Source organism: Sinorhizobium numidicum (assembly GCF_029892045.1).
GTDB lineage: Bacteria > Pseudomonadota > Alphaproteobacteria > Rhizobiales > Rhizobiaceae > Sinorhizobium > Sinorhizobium numidicum.
Window position 1 is genome coordinate 63798 of record NZ_CP120367.1, and the last position, 16797, is coordinate 80594.

Annotated in this window: 13 protein-coding genes and 2 pseudogenes; 5 read left to right on the plus strand and 10 right to left on the minus strand. The window is 59.9% G+C overall.

The window, feature by feature from the left end; translation table 11 throughout:
• Positions 1-336: 336 nt before the first annotated feature.
• The 3 genes from PYH37_RS00305 to PYH37_RS00315 all read right to left on the minus strand — a co-directional run bounded on the left by PYH37_RS00305 (position 337) and on the right by PYH37_RS00315 (position 2314).
• Positions 337-894 (minus strand): nuclear transport factor 2 family protein, encoded by a 558-nt coding sequence (locus PYH37_RS00305; protein WP_280731500.1) that lies wholly within the window; start codon positions 892-894, stop codon positions 337-339.
• Between the two features lie 258 nt (positions 895-1152).
• A complete protein-coding gene (gene cynS, locus PYH37_RS00310; RefSeq protein WP_280731501.1) occupies positions 1153-1623 on the minus strand; it encodes a cyanase in 471 nt (156 codons plus the stop codon).
• Between the two features lie 31 nt (positions 1624-1654).
• A complete protein-coding gene (locus PYH37_RS00315; protein WP_280731502.1) occupies positions 1655-2314 on the minus strand; it encodes a carbonic anhydrase in 660 nt (219 codons plus the stop codon).
• A gap of 109 nt (positions 2315-2423) precedes the next feature.
• Here PYH37_RS00315 and cynR point away from each other — a divergent pair, with 109 nt between their 5' ends.
• Together cynR and PYH37_RS00325 are read left to right on the plus strand one after the other, a co-directional pair.
• Positions 2424-3314 carry a transcriptional regulator CynR gene (gene cynR, locus PYH37_RS00320; RefSeq protein WP_280732482.1) on the plus strand — a complete coding sequence of 297 codons (891 nt, stop codon included), beginning with the start codon at positions 2424-2426 and terminating at the stop codon, positions 3312-3314.
• Positions 3315-3756: 442 nt separating this feature from the next.
• Positions 3757-4040, plus strand: a pseudogene (locus PYH37_RS00325) (LysR substrate-binding domain-containing protein); the annotation flags it as partial.
• Between the two features lie 188 nt (positions 4041-4228).
• On the opposite strand, the gene PYH37_RS00330 reads toward PYH37_RS00325, so the two are convergent.
• On the minus strand, positions 4229-5977 hold the full coding sequence (locus tag PYH37_RS00330) for a tetratricopeptide repeat protein (protein WP_280731503.1): 1749 nt from the start codon (positions 5975-5977) through the stop codon (positions 4229-4231).
• A 602-nt stretch (positions 5978-6579) separates the two neighbouring features.
• Here PYH37_RS00330 and PYH37_RS32310 point away from each other — a divergent pair.
• Positions 6580-6804 carry a VOC family protein gene (locus PYH37_RS32310; RefSeq protein ID WP_425336060.1) on the plus strand — a complete coding sequence of 75 codons (225 nt, stop codon included), beginning with the start codon at positions 6580-6582 and terminating at the stop codon, positions 6802-6804.
• 221 nt (positions 6805-7025) lie between these two features.
• Here the strand turns inward: PYH37_RS32310 and aac(6') are convergent, their stop codons facing one another.
• The gene (gene aac(6'), locus PYH37_RS00340; RefSeq protein ID WP_280731504.1) at positions 7026-7478 is read right to left on the minus strand and encodes an aminoglycoside 6'-N-acetyltransferase; all 453 of its coding nucleotides are present in this window, start codon (positions 7476-7478) and stop codon (positions 7026-7028) included.
• Positions 7479-7651: 173 nt separating this feature from the next.
• Here aac(6') and PYH37_RS00345 point away from each other — a divergent pair, with 173 nt between their 5' ends.
• Positions 7652-8068: an NUDIX domain-containing protein gene (locus PYH37_RS00345; protein WP_280731505.1), complete on the plus strand. Its 417-nt coding sequence runs from the start codon at positions 7652-7654 to the stop codon at positions 8066-8068.
• A gap of 49 nt (positions 8069-8117) precedes the next feature.
• On the opposite strand, the pseudogene PYH37_RS00350 reads toward PYH37_RS00345, so the two are convergent.
• A pseudogene (locus tag PYH37_RS00350) lies at positions 8118-8659 on the minus strand (tyrosine-type recombinase/integrase).
• A gap of 103 nt (positions 8660-8762) precedes the next feature.
• Here PYH37_RS00350 and PYH37_RS00355 point away from each other — a divergent pair.
• On the plus strand, positions 8763-8894 hold the full coding sequence (locus tag PYH37_RS00355; RefSeq protein WP_280731506.1) for a hypothetical protein: 132 nt from the start codon (positions 8763-8765) through the stop codon (positions 8892-8894).
• On the opposite strand, the gene PYH37_RS00360 is transcribed toward PYH37_RS00355, so the two are convergent.
• From PYH37_RS00360 to PYH37_RS00375, 4 genes are all read right to left on the minus strand, one after another.
• The gene (locus tag PYH37_RS00360) at positions 8891-9181 is read right to left on the minus strand and encodes a hypothetical protein (protein WP_280731507.1); all 291 of its coding nucleotides are present in this window, start codon (positions 9179-9181) and stop codon (positions 8891-8893) included. The genes PYH37_RS00355 and PYH37_RS00360 overlap by 4 nt on opposite strands.
• Before the next feature lie 522 nt (positions 9182-9703).
• A complete protein-coding gene (locus PYH37_RS00365; RefSeq protein ID WP_280731359.1) occupies positions 9704-11083 on the minus strand; it encodes a transposase in 1380 nt (459 codons plus the stop codon).
• A 298-nt stretch (positions 11084-11381) separates the two neighbouring features.
• The gene (locus tag PYH37_RS00370) at positions 11382-12689 is read right to left on the minus strand and encodes an ABC transporter substrate-binding protein (protein WP_280731508.1); all 1308 of its coding nucleotides are present in this window, start codon (positions 12687-12689) and stop codon (positions 11382-11384) included.
• A gap of 27 nt (positions 12690-12716) precedes the next feature.
• Positions 12717-16151: an AAA family ATPase gene (locus tag PYH37_RS00375; protein WP_280731509.1), complete on the minus strand. Its 3435-nt coding sequence runs from the start codon at positions 16149-16151 to the stop codon at positions 12717-12719.
• Between the last annotated feature and the right edge of the window lie 646 nt (positions 16152-16797).

Genomic DNA, 16797 nt, shown 5'->3' on the forward strand with positions numbered 1-16797 from the left:
GCGAAAAATTTTATGACGAGCGATTCTCCGGCTCGAACCGCGGGTGATGCCCTGCTGGCCCCAAGGCCAGGATGGTCATCCGCTGCGGCCATGGTCCGCCGAGCACCCTCGCCTGCCATTGCAACATGGCGCGGCGAGGCCCGTTTAACTGCGACTTTCTCAGCGCAACGCGCGGGCCATCGAAACCGCTCATGCTGGCTATGGATCTCGGTTCTTCACCATGACGGATCGCGAACCTGCATCGGGCACGCCTCGACGAGCGCCCGGCTTTCACAACGGCGGATCGCGCCAGTGCGGGCGGAGCACTGGCGCGATCGATCAGAACGGGTGTGGCGCTTAGAGGCCAAGATCGCTCAGCGACGGATGGTCGTCTGGACGCCGGCCAAGCGGCCAATGGAATTTGCGCTCCGCTTCGGCGATCGGCATCTCGTTGATGCTGGAGTGACGATGCGACATCAGCCCGTCGTCGGCGAAGAGCCAGTTTTCGTTGCCGTAGGCGCGGAACCACTGCCCACCGTCGTCACAATATTCGTAGGCATAGCGCACGGCGATGCGGTTGTCCGTAAAGGCCCACAGTTCCTTGATGAGCCGGTATTCGTGTTCCTTGTTCCATTTGCGGGTCAGGAAGGCCTGAGCTTCTTGCCGATTGGTGGCGAATTCGACGCGGTTGCGCCAGCGCGTATCGAGCGTGTAGGCCAGAGCGACCTTCGCCGCATCGCGCGTGTTCCAGCCATCTTCTGCGAGGCGGACCTTTTCAACCGCAGTTTCGAGGGTGAACGGCGGGAGCGGGGGACGTGTCGCGCCCTTTGCTTTCGTGATTTGAGTTGTTCCGGCAAGCGCGGAGCCCGCAAGGGCTACGGCGGGGAGCGCGGCGATGAAAGTGCGGCGGTTCATACGAATCTACCTATCTAACAATCGTTCTGTACCGATTGGTACACAACGGGTGGGCTGGAGCGCGCCCTGCCCCGTCCGTCGCTCGCCATCAGCGCCGAAAATCTGCGCGTGGGTCCGAGTTGGCTGGCATCCGGCCCGGATTTTACCGGGAGAGGGTCAAGTCGCGGGTGGTGGTGGTCGAAAGAGGCGAGGCGTGGCCTCGGGAATTAGAAGGGGCAGCCCACACGCTCGAAGGCGCCGGGCTGCTCCGTAGCGCGGTCAAAACGGCTTGGTCGGGAGGTACTTGCCGTCCAGGGTGATCACGGCGCGCGCGCCGCCTTCCGGATCTTCAACCTTCTCGATGTTCAGCTTGAAGTTGATGGCGCTGATGATGCCATCGCCAAACTTTTCGTGGACCAGGGCCTTCAGCGTGGTCCCATAGACCTGCACGATTTCGTAGAAGCGGTAGATGGTCGGATCGCTCGGCAAACCGTTTCCGATGCTGCCGCGGACGGGGATTGTCTGCAGGAGGGCGATGCCGTCGTCGTCGAGGTCGAGCTTTTTGCCCACGACCTTGGCGGCGTTCGCCGGTAGCGGATGCTGGCCGAGCAGGGCGGCGGTGACGAAGGCCTCCGACAGACCGGTGCCTTCAGTGATCTGTGCGTAGGTCAGGTCCTTGTTGAACTTCGATGCGAGGATGACGTCCGTCAGGGCCTGGCGAGTGGTCTGTGTGGCTTGGGACTGTACCATTGGCATTCTCTCCGTGGTTGGGATTTAGGGTTCAGGCAACGCGCCTGGCTTGATACTTGACGGCTTGGACTTCGGGATTGTCCGCGAGGGAAACGAAGGCACCCCTGCCGCCGTCGAAAGCTTCGATAAGGCCGCTCGCAATGTCGTAGACCCAGCCATGCAGGGTCACGCGCCCCTCTTCGAGAGCCAACCGCACCGACGGGTGTGTCTGGATATTGGCGAGTTGGGCGATGACGTTCTCGCGCACCATAGATGCGACCTTAGCGGGCTGGTCCTGGTGCTGGCGGGCTTCGTTCACGACGCGGGCAGAGTCCGCATAGCGCAACCAACTGCCCACCGCGGGCATGTGGTCCAGGCACTTGCACGTCGCGATGGCGGTCATCGCGCCGCAGTCGGAGTGGCCGCAGATCACGATGTCGGAGACCTGCAGCGCCGCGACGGCGTATTCGACCGAGGCGGAAACGCCACCCGGCTCGGGGCCGTAGGACGGGACGATGTTGCCGGCGTTCCGAATGACGAAGAGGTCGCCCGGCTCACGCTGCGTCACCAGTTCAGGCACCAGGCGGCTGTCCGAGCAGGAAATGAACAGAGCCCGCGGGTTCTGCTGCTTGGCCAGATCCTTGAACAGCTTCACCCGTTCAGGAAAGGCTTCCCTCTGGAACTTCAGAAAGCCGTCAATAATGCCTTTCATCGCTGCAATCTCCTTTTCGCGATCTGTTGAGGTGAAAGCTACGGAAGGCTTGGCATAATGTAAAAGTCTCGTTTATGATGGGGTGGATTAGATAATCTTATAGGTGACCATGCTTGCCCGACAGGTTCGTTATTTTCTCGCAGTGGCGGAGCATCACAGCTTCACACGGGCCGCAGAGGCACTGCATGTCTCTCAGCCAGCCCTTTCGCAGCAGGTCAGGCTGATGGAGGACAGCCTCGGCGTACAATTGTTCGACCGTTCAGGACGCACGACAAGGTTGACGGATTCCGGAGAGGTCTATCTGCAATATGTGCGCCGCGCTTCGCAGGAGTTCCGGGAAGCCAAGCGCGCCATTCATGACGTGAATGACCTGAGCCGGGGCGCGTTGCGAGTGGCCGTGACGCCGACCTTCACCACCTATCTGGTCGGTCCTCTCGTCGAGGCGTTCCACACTCGTTATCCGAATATCACCCTAAACGTACGGGAGATTTCCCAGGAGCATATGGAAGAACTGCTCCTGGCTGATGAGGTGGATGTAGGGATCGCGTTCGCTGGGACACTTACACCAGATATCGAACTAGACCCTTTGCTGGTTGAAACCCTTGCCCTGGTTGTCAGTACCGGTCACCCTCTGGCGAGTGAAACGTCGGTCGGGCTGCAGGCCCTGAGCGCCGAGTCGCTTGTGCTGCTCAGCGCGGAGTTTGCCACGCGCGAGCAGATTGATCGCTTCTGCCGCCAGCATGGTATCCATCCGCACGTAAGGGTAGAGGCCAACTCCATCAGTGCGGTGATTGAAATCGTCCGCAGGACGAGGCTGTCAACGCTTCTGCCTGCGACGATCGCGTTCGCACATCAGGATCTGGTCGCCATTGCACTTGATCCAGTGCGCTTGCAGCGCACCGCCGTCATGATGCAGCGTAAAGATGCATACAGAAGCGCGGCGGCGCGGGTCTTTATCGAGCTTGCGAAGGAGGTAGCTATTGAATTGAGCTCACACTAGGCGGATCACTGATTTGATCGACTTATGCGACATACGCTGCGACGTCGCAGTTATTAGGAGTTACGCAACATGACAGCCACCGGCTCGCCTTGTGGGAAGCTGATAACCTGCTTTGGCAAAGGCCAGTCCGCTACAGCTTCTGGCTCGCTCTCCCCACCAGCGCCGGCGCTTTCTAGCCGTGTGCCTCCGCCCGAACATCCGATAACCAGCACGCGCTGGACTTTCGCGAGAAGGGCTGCTGCATCGCCCAGAGAAACGTATCGTGGCATTCACGCGTCACCTCATTAACCAGCATGCTCCAGAAACTGACTACTTGCTTCCCCATACCCGTGGCAATGACCGCTGTTGGCGCATTCCAGCCGATATAGCTGCTCCAGGGGAGCAGTAGTCTATTTAGACCACAATCGGCCAATCCAACTTTGCGGCGTTCAACGTCTTTTCGCGACTCGCGCGAAACGCATCCGGCGAGGAGCAGGCTTCCGTCTTCAAAGAGAAGGTGGTGGTCAACGACCCGGCGGCAATGTGCAAGGCGGCGCTTCTTGGACTCGGCGTCACGATGATCGCCATGCCTGACGCGCTGCTCTATCTGGAGCGCGGCGAACTCGTCCGGCTTGTCCCAACCTGGTACGCGGACGCAGGCCCGATCTCCATCTACTACGCGAGCCGGACCCTGCTGCCGTCAAAGACACGGCCTTCGTGGACTTCATCGTTGAAGTCTTCCAGCGCGGGGCGAGCGCTTCGCAGGAAGCGTCGATTAACCGAGACCACTCGCGAGCGAGCGCGTCTCGATTCTCAATGGGCCTGGGCTACAAGCTTCCTGATGCCCAAACCCGTTCAATCCTTGGGCCTGGCCATCAATAGGTCGGTTATCCGTACCCACCGCCGCTTTCGATGCGACAGCGGCGACAAAACGCCTACAGCCGCTCCAGGTTCAACAGCTCGGGATTGCCGCGCCAAGCCTTCGCGCGTTCTGCCGCGGCCTTGCTTTGGGCAGGCGCATCGCCTCTGGCCTTGGCCGCCTGCTCGAGGCCGTAAAGCGCCCAGGCGCTGCCTCGGGCGCGATCAAGTGCGGCATTGAACTCCCTCTCGGCTTCTTCCGGTTTGCCGTCTTTCAAGAGCGCCGCGCCGAGCGACTGCCTAACCGGGTAGTACCAGAAAGGCGGTTCCATGTAGGGGACGGTGTCCTCGGCCTCAGCAGCCTTGCGCCAAAGGTCTATGGCGGCGGTGTTGTCGCCCTCGGCCTGCGCGACGCGCGCCAGAACGACGCCTTGGGCCACCTCGAGAACTGGCCGGACGGGAACGCTCCAGGCGTCCAGGTTCGACCAGTCGGTCTCCTGTGCGATGCGCTGAATGGCGTCGGCCTCCTTGCGAGCGCCAGCCGTGTCCTTCCCGGCCAAGGCGACCCCCCTCGCGTAGTGCCACATGGCCTTCACGTAGGGCGGCGCGCCAGCGGGCTCGGGCAAGGCCAGAATCTTCTCCGCATCGGCATACTGCGCCCAGGCGAAGTACGGGGCCGCCTTGACAGGCTGCACCAGGGGTATCTCTGCGGCGATCTCGTTACTAAGCAATTTGTCGAGCTTGTCGGCCTCGGCGAGCACGGCTTGCCTGTCGCCGATCAACTGCGCCGACACCAGCACGAAGTGCACATTATGGGCGTAGTAGCCGATCGGATACACGCCCATCGCGCCTGTCTGCGAGATATAGGCCTCGTCGATCTTGGAAGCTGTTTTGTTGACGTCGAAAGAGTCGACGTAGCGGCCGAGGCGATGATAGATGTGGCTGGGCATGTGGACGATGTGCCCGGCTCCCGGCATCAGGGCGGCGAGCCGATCGGCGTAGGGTTCGGCGCGCTCCGGCCGGTCCGATGCCTCCACGAGATGGATGTAGAGGTGGATCGCCCAAGGGTGGTCGGGAGCCTTAGCCAGGACACCTTCCAGGCGCTTCTGGACATCGGCCGTGCGTCCTTTCGGCTGCTTGCCGCCCGGCTCCCAATAATCCCAGGGCTGGGTGTCCATTCCCGCTTCGGCGGCCAGCGCCGCCAGTTCGAGATCGTCCGGATACTTGTCCGACAGGGCAGCCATTGCGTCCGCGAAGGCGGCGTCGAGCTCGGTCCGTTCCGCCGCTGGATCGTCCGAGTAGCGGGTGGCCACCGCTTCGATCAAATCCCTTTCCTTCTCGCTCGCCCCGGCGGCGAGGCTCTGCGCCTTCTTGAGGGCAGCGATAGCCGGCGCGTTTGCCGTCGGGTCCATGGGCACGTTGATGTTCGGTCCGAGCACTAGCGCCTCGCCGAGGAAGCACATGGCGCAATTCGGATCAAGGCGTTGCGCCTTGCGGAAAGCGCGTCTCGCTTCCGCATGGTTGAAATTGACGGCCATCCTGAGACCCTGGTCGAAGTAGCTCTGCGCATCCTTGCTTGTGGTGGTGACCCGAGAGGTCAGCGAGCCGAGATCGGTCCAGAGAGGCGGGTCTGCCTCCTCGTATGACCTGATCGCCTCTTGGACGTGGGTAGGAATGGCGGCGACAAGACAATGCGGGGCTGCAGAAATTTCCACGGGAGTGTTGGTTTCCCTCACTCCGAGAGCGCCCGCCGCGGCACCAGCACCCAGACCAACGAAGACAAGCGCAGGCAGTCCTGCAGATTGCAGGAGATCATGAATCTTCATTGAAGCCTCCTCGCATTCTGATAGCAGGCAAATCTCTCCCAAGATTGCCGCGACCAATATCTGCTCGGAAGGACTGCCCGGCAAATCAATTTGCGAAACAGCGCATCGAGGCGGTCTCTCGATGGCAACCGAATTCTGCTACCGCTTGTGTTCCCCGATAGGTGATCATGCCTACGGCTTCTGGTTTGGCCTCTATCGTCAGCCAAATTGAAGCCAGAATTGTCTATCTGGAGCCGCGCGGTGTCGGAAATCATCAGCTAACCACGCAGGTGGCGCATAGAAGATGCGTGCGGGCAACCGCTGCCTGGGTGACAAATATGCGTCTCATAGTTTCCCCGGAGAGATTCTCATATGCTATGAAGTCATCCGCTGATCGAACGGTGCCCCATGAGCGACGACAACATCATCAAGTTTGCGAGACGGAAGCCAAAGCAGGGACCGAGGACAATCGGCCCAATTCGGAGGAAGGCGCTCACCTGGTTCGCAGTGATAGCGGGGCTGGTCCTGGTGTGGGCGTATTACCAGTTCATCGCGCCGCCCAATCTGCCATGAGATGAAGCTTTGTGCGTTCTCCAGCTTCTTGACTTGGCCTCAGAATCCCAGTGGCAGTCGGCCAACTATCCTCGAACTCCAAAAACAGCGGCTTGGCATCGTCAAGCGTAGGCGTTGCTGAAAGAGCATCCCGCTCCCTGGCCCGAAAGCCGCCGTCGTACAAAGCCGGCGTCACTTTCCATCAAGCTCTCAGGACCGAGCCTTGGAGTGCGCGCACCTTCATTGTCCAGGACCCGGATGGCAACCTGATTGCATTCTCGGGGCATGGGGTATAGGTCAGCTTTCACCACCAACTGCAGCCCATCCGAACCGCTTCGCGCTACGGCGCAAAACGGCCCAAACAGGTCATTGGCCGTCGCAAAAATCCGCCGCGAAACTCCAACTTTTGCGACAGAGTTTTGCGGCGAGAATCCTCGAACGCTTTCAGGAAAGACCGGAGTGTCGCAAAAGTCAGGATTTGTGCGGCGAACCATCCTCGTGGAAGGGCAGCGCCGGCCTACAGTGGCTTTCGGAAGAACACGACGCGCTGTGTCTCCTCAAATCCTAAAGCGGTATGGAGCGCATGGCTGGCTGAATTCTCAAGCAGGGCGTCAGAGCCAAACTCAACACACCCAAGCGACTTCCCCCAATCGGCAACGGCGTTGCAAAGCAATCGTGCGATACCCTTTCGCCTGTCAACGGGCCGGACATAAATCCCTTCGAGGAATAGAACGGGCGAGCTGCTGCATCCATTCACATAATCATGTCGCAAAGTGGCCTCAACAAACCCGACAGCTTCATTCGCAGCATTTCGAGCGATGAACGCGACCGCTTCTCCACTTTCTGAAAGAAACGCCAGGCCCAACTCAGCTCGATGATCTTCGAGCGAGTGATGCGGCCACAGCGCAACGCGAAGCTCCGCCCACGACTCAACATCTTTTATGGTCCCAATCTCGATAATCGGCTCCATATTGTGGTTCTCTTTTGTAGCGAAATTCCCGATTAAAGCGACACTTGTTTTCCTAACTTTTGCAACATCGCAGAATAGACGGTTTTGCGATGCCGGCAATGTCTGCTGTTGGCACTTCCGCGCATTGACGGGGTTCCGCCCAATGCGGCTCCGTCTCGGAGCCTGTCTACCGGATGGCGAACGTCGAGAAAGCCTGTCCTATCGTCACCAGAGCTACTGAACAGGGGCTGGAGGTCCTTGCCTTCAAGCACCCCTCGGCGGGCAAGCAGTTTGTGAAGGGGACGATTGAGAAGGGGGAGCAGCCTCGGATTGCGGCCGAACGTGAACTTCTCGAAGAGAGTGGCTTAGTCTGTCGGTCTGCCATGGAACCACTTGGCAGCTTTCCTATAGGTCGGGAACGGACGCTCTGGCATTTTTTCGCGTGGCACTCATCGGGACTTCCCGACAGGTGGCGGCATACTGCGGAGGACGATTTCGGCCACACGTTCGCGTTCTTCTGGCATCCCATGAAGTTACCGCTCGATGAAGATTGGTACCCGATCTTCCATGAAGCCTACCATTTCTTCGCCGCTCGCCTCCCTGCGCCATAACCGCTTTGGGTGCGGGGGAGACCACTGGCTCTCGCCAATGGTCAGGTGTCTACAGTTCAATCTGCTCAGCGATCCGAAGGGCGTCGTCCACCTCGACGCCAAGGTACCGGACGGTGCTTTCGAGCTTCGTATGACCGAGCAGAATCTGTACGTCCCGAAGGTTGCCCGTTTTCTTGTAAATCTGTGCCGCCTTCGTCCTTCTCATCGAGTGGTACCGTAGGCGCTGGCTTCCAGGCCGATGGAGGCAACCCAGCGGCGGACGATTCGAGCGTACTGCCTTGTCGACAGATGCGGCCTTCGTCTGTTCCGTCACCTCGAACTGTACGGGCCGCTTCGTCTTCTTCTGAATGATGGTTGCACGATCTCGGATTGAGCTACCAGACCACAGGTCTTCAACCCTCAGTCTTACAAGGTCGCAAGCACGAAGCTTGCTGTCGATGGCAAGGTTGAAGAGCGCCAGCTCCCGGATGACTCCGCTCATTTCCAGCCGAACACGGATTGACCAGACATCTTCGGCTGAAGCGGTCGCTTCTGGCCAACCAGGATACCTTTGTTCCATGGACAGTGGGGGCGCAACACGGCGGTTTCCATGACGAAGTCTCCGCCACTCCGCCCACCGCGTCGCCTCCATCAGGCAATCAGACGATAGCACACTTTGACGCTACTCGGCCCAATGCGGACCTCGGAGGTTATCTTGCACCCCCAGACAAACTCCAGAGCCGCCGAATTCCTCGTCGAGGCCAGCCACGAGCCTGTCGACGCCGCCAGGGAAGCGGCTGGCCACATGAAAATGGTGTTTGAGCCGGTAGCGGTCGTGCCTTCCTAGTTAAACTCTACACCTAAAATAAAGAACCCATAGATTAAAGCGAAAACAATTGCCCAAAAAATAGCCAATGTTGTAGGACGTCCTACTAAAACTCTGTGCCTATTGCTTTCTTTGTAGTCCTCGTGAGGTCCATCGGTGTGGAAGGTTGTTCCGGAATATTCGTTATCAACATCGAAGTCCCAATTCATCTTCTTGTAAAAGAGAACCTCACGAATTTGCTGATATAGCTGTATAGATGCCGCTATCGCAAATAGCATTACCACCATAACTTTAAAGAACGTGTCCACATCCACTCTCTTCACGCTCAATAATCATCGCCGTCGAAATCACACCGAACCTCAAGAGGTAATACAAATCATCAGGGGCTTGGTTAAGCATTCTTACAATCATCAGAAGCATTAAATTTTTAGTGAAGTGCTCACGTCGAATCTCCCTCGGGATATTCAATGCTGATACTCACGATGAGATAACCGTAGATACAGAACTGATTACACCACCAAATTTCCTATCGGAAAAGGCAACGCGAGGTTTCGAAACCGATAATCTGATCGCCAAAAAGCGGACGGGGCACCTGGGGCCCTGCATGAAAACGCCCGCAATGACGGCTTATGGCGCACAGGCGACGTGACGCGGCGGGGCGATGTCTGCTTTCTAGCCGGCGCGACGACGGCCTCTATGACCGAATTGGGCGGATATCGTTGAAAAACTCGGCCAGTTAACTGTTCATCGGGCTGTTGCAGCATCTTTCCGGTAGGGATGATCGGTTATCTGCCCCGCACTTTGGCGCAGGGTATCCTTACTGGCTGCTTTTATGCGGCAATGACGCCGTGTGGTGGCCTTTGTGGTCTGAGTTTCGCCAGTCTTCTGAGGTTCTGGGCGGTTGCTGCAAGCAGGAATTCGTCTCGCGCACCACATGGACCTCGCAGCCTCAAACGCGCCATCCGGAGAATGCGTTTGAGGTGAGCGAAGAGCATCTCGACCTTCTTGCGGCGATGCCGGGAACGCTCGTAAGCGGGTGTGGCGGCAATTGCTCTGGCCACATCGCGGGCATCTTCGTTGAGATCACGCGGCACCTTGCGAGCAACTGCATTCGGGCAGCAGCGCTGCTTCAGATCGCACACATCACAGTCCTTCTTGCTGGCCCGATAAAGCCGGGTGCCTTCACTGGTGATGCCCGATCGGGGCGTCGCGTAGGTGCGGCGGAACTGAACCAATTCCTTGCCCGCCGGGCAGATGTAGCGATCTCCCTCGCCATCCCAGGTGAAGTCCGAACGCGAGAAGGTCCCGTCCGTCCTGTTGGATTTATCAAACACGGGAATGTGCGGCGCGATGTCCTTTTCCTTCACCAGCCAGGCAAGATTGTCAGCAGAACCGTAAGCGCTGTCGGCTGCCAGATAGCCTGGCGTCAAGCCGAAGCGGTTCTCGGTTCTGTCGATCATCGTGCGGGATGCTCCGACCTCCGCCTGACGGATCGCTCGCGTCGCCTCGACATCAAGAATGATACCGTGATCAGTATCGATCAGATAATTGGTGGCGTAGGCGAAGAAGGCATGCCCCTTATGAGCACCTGTCCACTGAGCTGCCGGGTCGGATTGCGAAATGAACTTCGGCGTCACCGGCGAGGCAGCGCCAAAAGCAGCGTCATCCAGAACCGCCAAATACTCCTGAACCGAGCGGCCAGCATCGTCTTCGGCTTTCCATTCAGTGCCGGGCACCGAACGCTGCTTGTTGGCGTCCGCCGCGATCAGGCTGGCATCAACCGCAAAGCCTTCTGCTCCCACCAGCCCTTGGGCAAGGCACCGTTCCACCACAGTCTCAAACATGTGCCGGAGGATATCACTTTGCCGGAACCGGCCATGACGGTTCTTCGAAAAGCTGGAATGATCCGGTACCTTTCCGTCCAGGCCAAGGCGGCAAAACCACCGATATGCGAGATTGAGATGGACCTCCTCGCAAAGTCGCCGTTCCGACCGGATACCCATGCTGTAGCCGATGATCAGCATTCGCATCATCAGCTCAGGATCAACTGAGGGCCGACCAGTGTTGCTATAGAAAGGCTTCAACTGTGCTCGAACGCTATCGAGATCGAGGTGACGATCGATCCCGCGCAGCAGATGATCCGCAGGGACATGTTCATCGAGGCAGAAGTCGTAGAAGAGCTGCGCCGGAACCGCCTGACATCCCATCATTCGCCTGATCCCCTGCAAATCACTCAGAGGATTGAATCACGCGTCCCAAGCATCGGCAATGCCAAGTTTTTCAACAATATCGGCGCGAAGCGGTCATTTAACCTTGAGGAGAGCAAGGTCTCCTCAGGGTGGAGAGGAGACCTTATTCGCCAACTCTCCGATGGCCGGTTCGCGGACGAAGCCGAAGTTATGCGGCCGCCTCGCAAGGTCCGCTCTGCTTCGCCAAACCTGTCGTTCGACATCGCCTTCACGATGTTTCGGTGTGAAACGCGATGCGTCCCTTCCATAGGCACACCGATTATTGGCGCCCGTACTTCCTGAAGGTCGCGTTCCAGTCCGCGGCAAGGGCGTCAAGCGTCTCCCTGGCCGTGCCCTCGTCGCCGGTCACGTACGGATACACGCGCTGGTTAAACTGTTGCAGCAGTTCGGCGTACTCCGGAACCGCCCAGAAATCCTTCACCTTGAACATGGTCTCGTAGAACGCCCTGTTATACGGCGTGGCGTGCTGAAAGGCATCCGATCGCAGCACGGTCGCGCTGCAGGAATAGCCGCCGAGTTCTGCCCACTTCTTCTGCGTGTCGTCCTTGATGAGCCACTCGAGGAACTTGAAGGCCTCGTCCTGCTTCTGCGAGTAGGAGATTATCGAGATGCCTTGCCCGCCGAGCGCGGCGAACTGGTCGCCGTTCGGTCCGGCCGGGTTGGCGAAGAAGCCGGTACCCTTGGCATTGGGGTTGGCGGCCTCGTTGATCAACGCGGGGAAGAACGCGAAATAGTTCATGCTCATCGCGGCCAAGCCCTCGGTGATTGCTTGGTTCTCCTCCGGGAACATGGAATTGGCCCAGCCCGGAGGCGTGAACTTGTACAGCTCCCTGTAGAATTCGAGCGCGGCGACGGCTTTGTCGGAATTGATGAAGCCGTCGACCTTGTAGGTCTCATAGTCGCCAAGCTCGCCGCCATATGAGAAGAGCACGCTTCGGAAGCCGCTCGCCAAAGCATCATAGGAGTTGTCGGTGTAGATCGCGATGCCGTATCTTTTGTGGTCAGGCCGATGGAAGAACTCGGCGATGTCCCGCATCTCCTTAAAAGTCTTCGGCACCGCGAGGTCGCGGCCGTACTTCTCTTTGAAGTCGGCCATTTCCGTCGGGTCCTCGAACCAGTCTTTGCGATAGGCCCAGCCGACGGCATCACCCTGGAGCGGAATCGCCCAGTACCTGCCGCTGTTGCCCGGATACTCGGCGTAGAATTTCACAGCGGCCGGGGCCATCAGCTTGGCAACATCGTGCTTCGCGACAAATTCGGTGAGCTCGACATAGTGGCCGCCGGTCGAGCCGGCGCCGAGCCACTGCGAGTCTCCGATGACCATGTCGTAGGCATCGCCCTCGGCGTTGAATTCGGCGAAAGCCTTGGTCTGGAAGTCCGGCCAGGTCGTCGTTTCAACGTTCACCTTGACGCCCGTGCGCCTCTCATACTCGTTGACGAGTTCTTGCAAATAATTTGCGGGATCCCATTCCGCCCACAAAATCGTGAGCTCGGTGGCAGAAGCCGGTTTGCCTGAAAGCATGAGTGCAACGCCGGCGAGCAGAACAATGCACGTTTGCCTGAACATCGTGTTCCTCCCAAAGTTCGTTGCCTCCTATCGCGGCGTCGGCGCAGGATTTGAAAGCTTCTGCAGTAAGCTCTTTGCCTCAACCAGATCGGGCGTATCGAAACCCTCGCGGAACCCCGCATGAACTGGCGCAAGAAGCTCCTTTGCCTCGGTGGAGCGACCGTGTTGGACAAGCAGCCCTGCGAGCCGGAGCGCCGCCCTCAGCTCCGATGACCGCGCACTCTGCTCGCGCGCCGCGATCAGTGATTTATGCAACCAACCCTCCGCCGCCTCATCGGCTGGATCGAGCAAGAGCAAAAGCTCAGCTTTGGCGCGCAGCAGTTCCGGCAATTGGTAGACAGAGTCCGTCTTGCCAAGCGTGGCGAACGCGCGGTCGAGTACCGCCAGCCCTTCCTCGGCTTCGCCCTGCGCGCCGCAGGCTTGTGCCAGGGCGCACAGGTAACACGCGGTCCCCATGTCGGCGCCGGTTCCCGAGATGATCGCAATCCCCTCGCGCATCTCCCGGATGCCGTCGTCGACATGGCCGAGGCCCGCAATCGCCCAGCCGAGATAGGCACGCGCCTGGCCGAGCACCAAGGGAATAACGAGATCCGTGCACAGCGAGACGCCCTTTTCCGCCCAACGCCGAGCTTCAGCGAATTCACGACGCATCAGATGGACAAAGCTGAAGCTCAACAGGGCCTGCGCCATGGTGAAGGGATGCGCATCCCGTTCGGCCAGTGCCATCGTCTCCAGCGAGCGACTGACCGCCTGGTCGGGCCGGCCGCATATGCACAACATCTGTGCCGAGAAAGCCCGGCAGCACACGCCGGGGTCATGCCCGGTGTAGCCCCAAGCGAGGTGGCGATGCCGATCGTAGTCGTAAATGGCCATGCCTTGGTTGGCATGTATCTCGCTGGTTCTGTAGTTGCCCAGATAGAAGTTGGCGCCCCAGAGCTGGTGGTGCGCCTCCAACAGGTAGGCCGATTCACCGGTAACCCGAGCGAGCTCCATCCCAAGCGCGTGGCATTGAAGGGCTAGTGTTTCGGCAGCTCGCAGATCACCCGAAATGGTACGGCACGAGCTTTCGCCTCGGAGGGCGGCGAACAGCTGAGCCTTATCTCCAAGTCTCTCAGCAAGCGTTCGTGCACGCGAAAACGCGTTCAGAACCTCCGGATCGCCCCAACCTTTGGCGGGGATCAGGGCCGAGCCCATGGCGGTCTGCAGTGAAAGCTGCTGCCTCAAACGGTCCTCGGAAGCAGGCAGGGAAGCAACCAGCTCGAGCCCCTTTGCGAAATGGGCCGCGGCCTCGTGGTGGGAGGAACTCCTCAGCGCCCGTTGCCCGGACTTTAACCACCACGGCACGGCCTGCGAAGCCCGGCCTGCGAGTGTGTAGTGCTGCGCCACGGTCTCCGGCTCGGTCTCGGCGATATCGGCGAACTCGGCTTCTAGGGCCGCTGCGATCCTACCGTGTATGTGCTGGCGCCGGCTCTTCAGCAGGCTGTGGTAGGCGGTGTCGCACACCAGCGCGTGCTTGAACGTATAGGTCGCCTCCGGTGCTGCGCCGTTGCGAAACACGAGCTCAGCCTGTTCAAGCTGCTGCAGCGCGTCGTTGAGCTGACCTTGGCTTACATCGCTAATGGCGACTAGGAGCCGATGGTTGAAGACGCGGCCGATGCAGGCGCTGATCTGAGCCGTCTCCTTCACCGGCGCCAGCCGGTCGAGCCGCGCCATCAACGAATCTTGCAGCGTCGAGGGGATCGCAAGAGAAGGCAGCGGCCCATTCAACAAATACCGGTCGCCGGCCTCGACCAGCAGGCCGGAATCGACGACTGTCCTCGTCAGTTCCTCGACAAACAGCGGCACGCCTTCGGTATTGGCCAAGATTCGGTCCGCAATCTCCGACGGGAGCTTCTTCCCACCCGCCACTCGCTCAACGATCGCCGCGCTCTGGTCCTCTTCCAACCGTCTGAGCGGCAGCACGGTGCCGTGCGAAAGAGCCTCCAAGCGCGGGTCAAACTCCGGCCGCGTCGTGACAACAAGCAGAGCCGGCAATTCTGCGAGGTGCTCTATCAACATTCCCAGCCACTCTGCCGTCGTCGGATCGATCCAGTGGGCATCCTCGATGAGTACAAGGACCGGACTGCTCACTGCCGCAGTCTCGACTAGCCGCACCAACGCAGCGAGGGTGCGTGCCCTCATTGTTGGTGCCGGCAGTTTCAACGGCAAATACCGCCCTGGCGCATCGATCGATAGCAGCGCCGCCAGCAGCGGCAGCGTCTCCTCGACGTTCGTACCGACCCTGCCGAGTAGCGTCTTGAGCTTGTCAAGCCTTCTGTCTGCGCTGTCATCGCTGACAAATCCCGCAGCCCTTTCGAGCTGCGCGATGAGAGGATGGAGCGCGCTATTGACGTGATAGGGCGAGCAGAAATAGCGCAGCTCGGCATGCGGCTCGGCGCCGAGCTGCTCTGCAAGTGCTACCATCAGACGCGACTTGCCGATTCCCGCCTCGCCGGAGAGCAGCACGGCCTGTCCCTCTCCCGACGTTGCGCGATGCCAGAGCTCGAGCAGGAAGGCCAATTCTTCTTCCCGCCCGACCAGCGGCATAAGCACACTGTGCCGCGCTGCGAAACGGCTCTCGGCGGCCGCCTCGCCGATTATACGCCAGGAGCGCACTGAGGTGGCGAACCCCTTGAGTTGGCGGTTTCCCAAATCGGCTGCCACGAACAAGCCGTCGACCAGCCGCTGCGTGGCCTCGGCGACCACCACCGAGCCTGGCTCAGCGAGCGCCTGCAGCCGCGCCGCAAGGTTGGGCGTGTCTCCTAAGACCGCCTCCTCTTGTGCAGTGCCTTCGCCGATCAGGTCGCCGACGACTACCAACCCTGTAGCTATTCCGACGCGCGCTGAAAGTGCCTTGCCGTCGGCCGCAGTCAGGCCAGCCGTGGCGGAAGCCGCGGCGAGCCCGGCGCGAACAGCTCGCTCCGGGTCGTCCTCGTGCGCACGCGGCCAGCCGAAATACGCGAGCACGCCGTCGCCCATCAGCTTGGCGACCCTGCCTTCGTAGCGCGCGATCTCGCGCGACACCGCCCTCTGATAGCCGAAGATGACCTCGCGCATGTCCTCTGGGTCGAGCCGCTGCGACAGCTCAGTCGAGCTGACGAGATCAACGAACATGATGGTCAGCTGCCGCCGCTCAGCACGCGGCGACGGTGGCTCGGCGCTGGGCGAAGCCGACACGCGCCCCTCGGCCGGGGTTGCATCCAACTCTGCCCGTTGGTCGGCGGACGGAAGCTCCTCTGGCTTCATGGCGAGTGCGGCAATGGCATTGAGTAGCTTGCGACGGTGTCCGACGGGAGTGACCCCGATCGCAATCAGGTCCTCGGCAGTCAGGCTCGAAAGGACCGCGAGGTCGATGTCATTGTCGCGGAAGGCCGGCGCGTACTGGCTCAGCCCTAAGCTCGTTAGCCATGCCGCGATATCCACGCGCCTTCTCCCAGGCCAGCTCCGCTTGCAATTATACTCCAAATGAGAAGCACGGTCGTTCTTAGTTTTCAATGTGAACCAGCAAGGTCATTGTAGGGTCGACGACCGAGCCAGGCATGCCGCTCCGCCTCATTGTCGGCACAGAAAGCTTGCTCTGTGCGAAAACGCGCAAGCTCGGCCTGCGTCGAGATGTGAATGAATGCGCAATGCTGTGGATCGACCCGCGAAACCGTGGCGTGCAGCGCGGCCGGCCTCGCCACCAGGACATAAGGCCTGCGAACATCGTCTGGCGTCGCATTCCACCAAAGAGCTGAGCATGCGGGCGCCTGCACGTAATCGATCCCGACGGGGTACCTCATTGCGCTGGCCGGAGAGTAGGTCTGCTTTCCCGGCTCGCCAGACCTTCTTCCAGGAATTGGGAACGTCAGGGTTGGGTCGAAACGCGTCGATCCGCAGCTCCGAGGTAAGGTCTGGAAATGGTGCAAACCTGCAGCTCGGCGGCATGTATGCATGTCCGCTTCTGGGATAGCACCGTGCTCTAGTCAGTGTCCGACTTGGGGCGCAAACTAGCCATCCAGCGCGTTGGCGCTAGACTTCCGCTCTCCACCCGATTCGGACCTTGGCGTTCTGAGGTTCGAGGTCCGCA

Bases quoted from the DNA above. Each gene is read 5' to 3' on its own strand.
- PYH37_RS00305 (WP_280731500.1), bottom strand. From the start codon at position 894: ATGAACCGCCGCACTTTCATCGCCGCGCTCCCCGCCGTAGCCCTTGCG.
- cynS (WP_280731501.1), bottom strand. From the start codon at position 1,623: ATGGTACAGTCCCAAGCCACACAGACCACTCGCCAGGCCCTGACGGAC.
- PYH37_RS00315 (WP_280731502.1), bottom strand. From the start codon at position 2,314: ATGAAAGGCATTATTGACGGCTTTCTGAAGTTCCAGAGGGAAGCCTTT.
- cynR (WP_280732482.1), top strand. From the start codon at position 2,424: ATGCTTGCCCGACAGGTTCGTTATTTTCTCGCAGTGGCGGAGCATCAC.
- PYH37_RS00330 (WP_280731503.1), bottom strand. From the start codon at position 5,977: ATGAAGATTCATGATCTCCTGCAATCTGCAGGACTGCCTGCGCTTGTC.
- PYH37_RS00345 (WP_280731505.1), top strand. From the start codon at position 7,652: ATGGCGAACGTCGAGAAAGCCTGTCCTATCGTCACCAGAGCTACTGAA.
- PYH37_RS00365 (WP_280731359.1), bottom strand. From the start codon at position 11,083: ATGATGGGATGTCAGGCGGTTCCGGCGCAGCTCTTCTACGACTTCTGC.
- PYH37_RS00370 (WP_280731508.1), bottom strand. From the start codon at position 12,689: ATGTTCAGGCAAACGTGCATTGTTCTGCTCGCCGGCGTTGCACTCATG.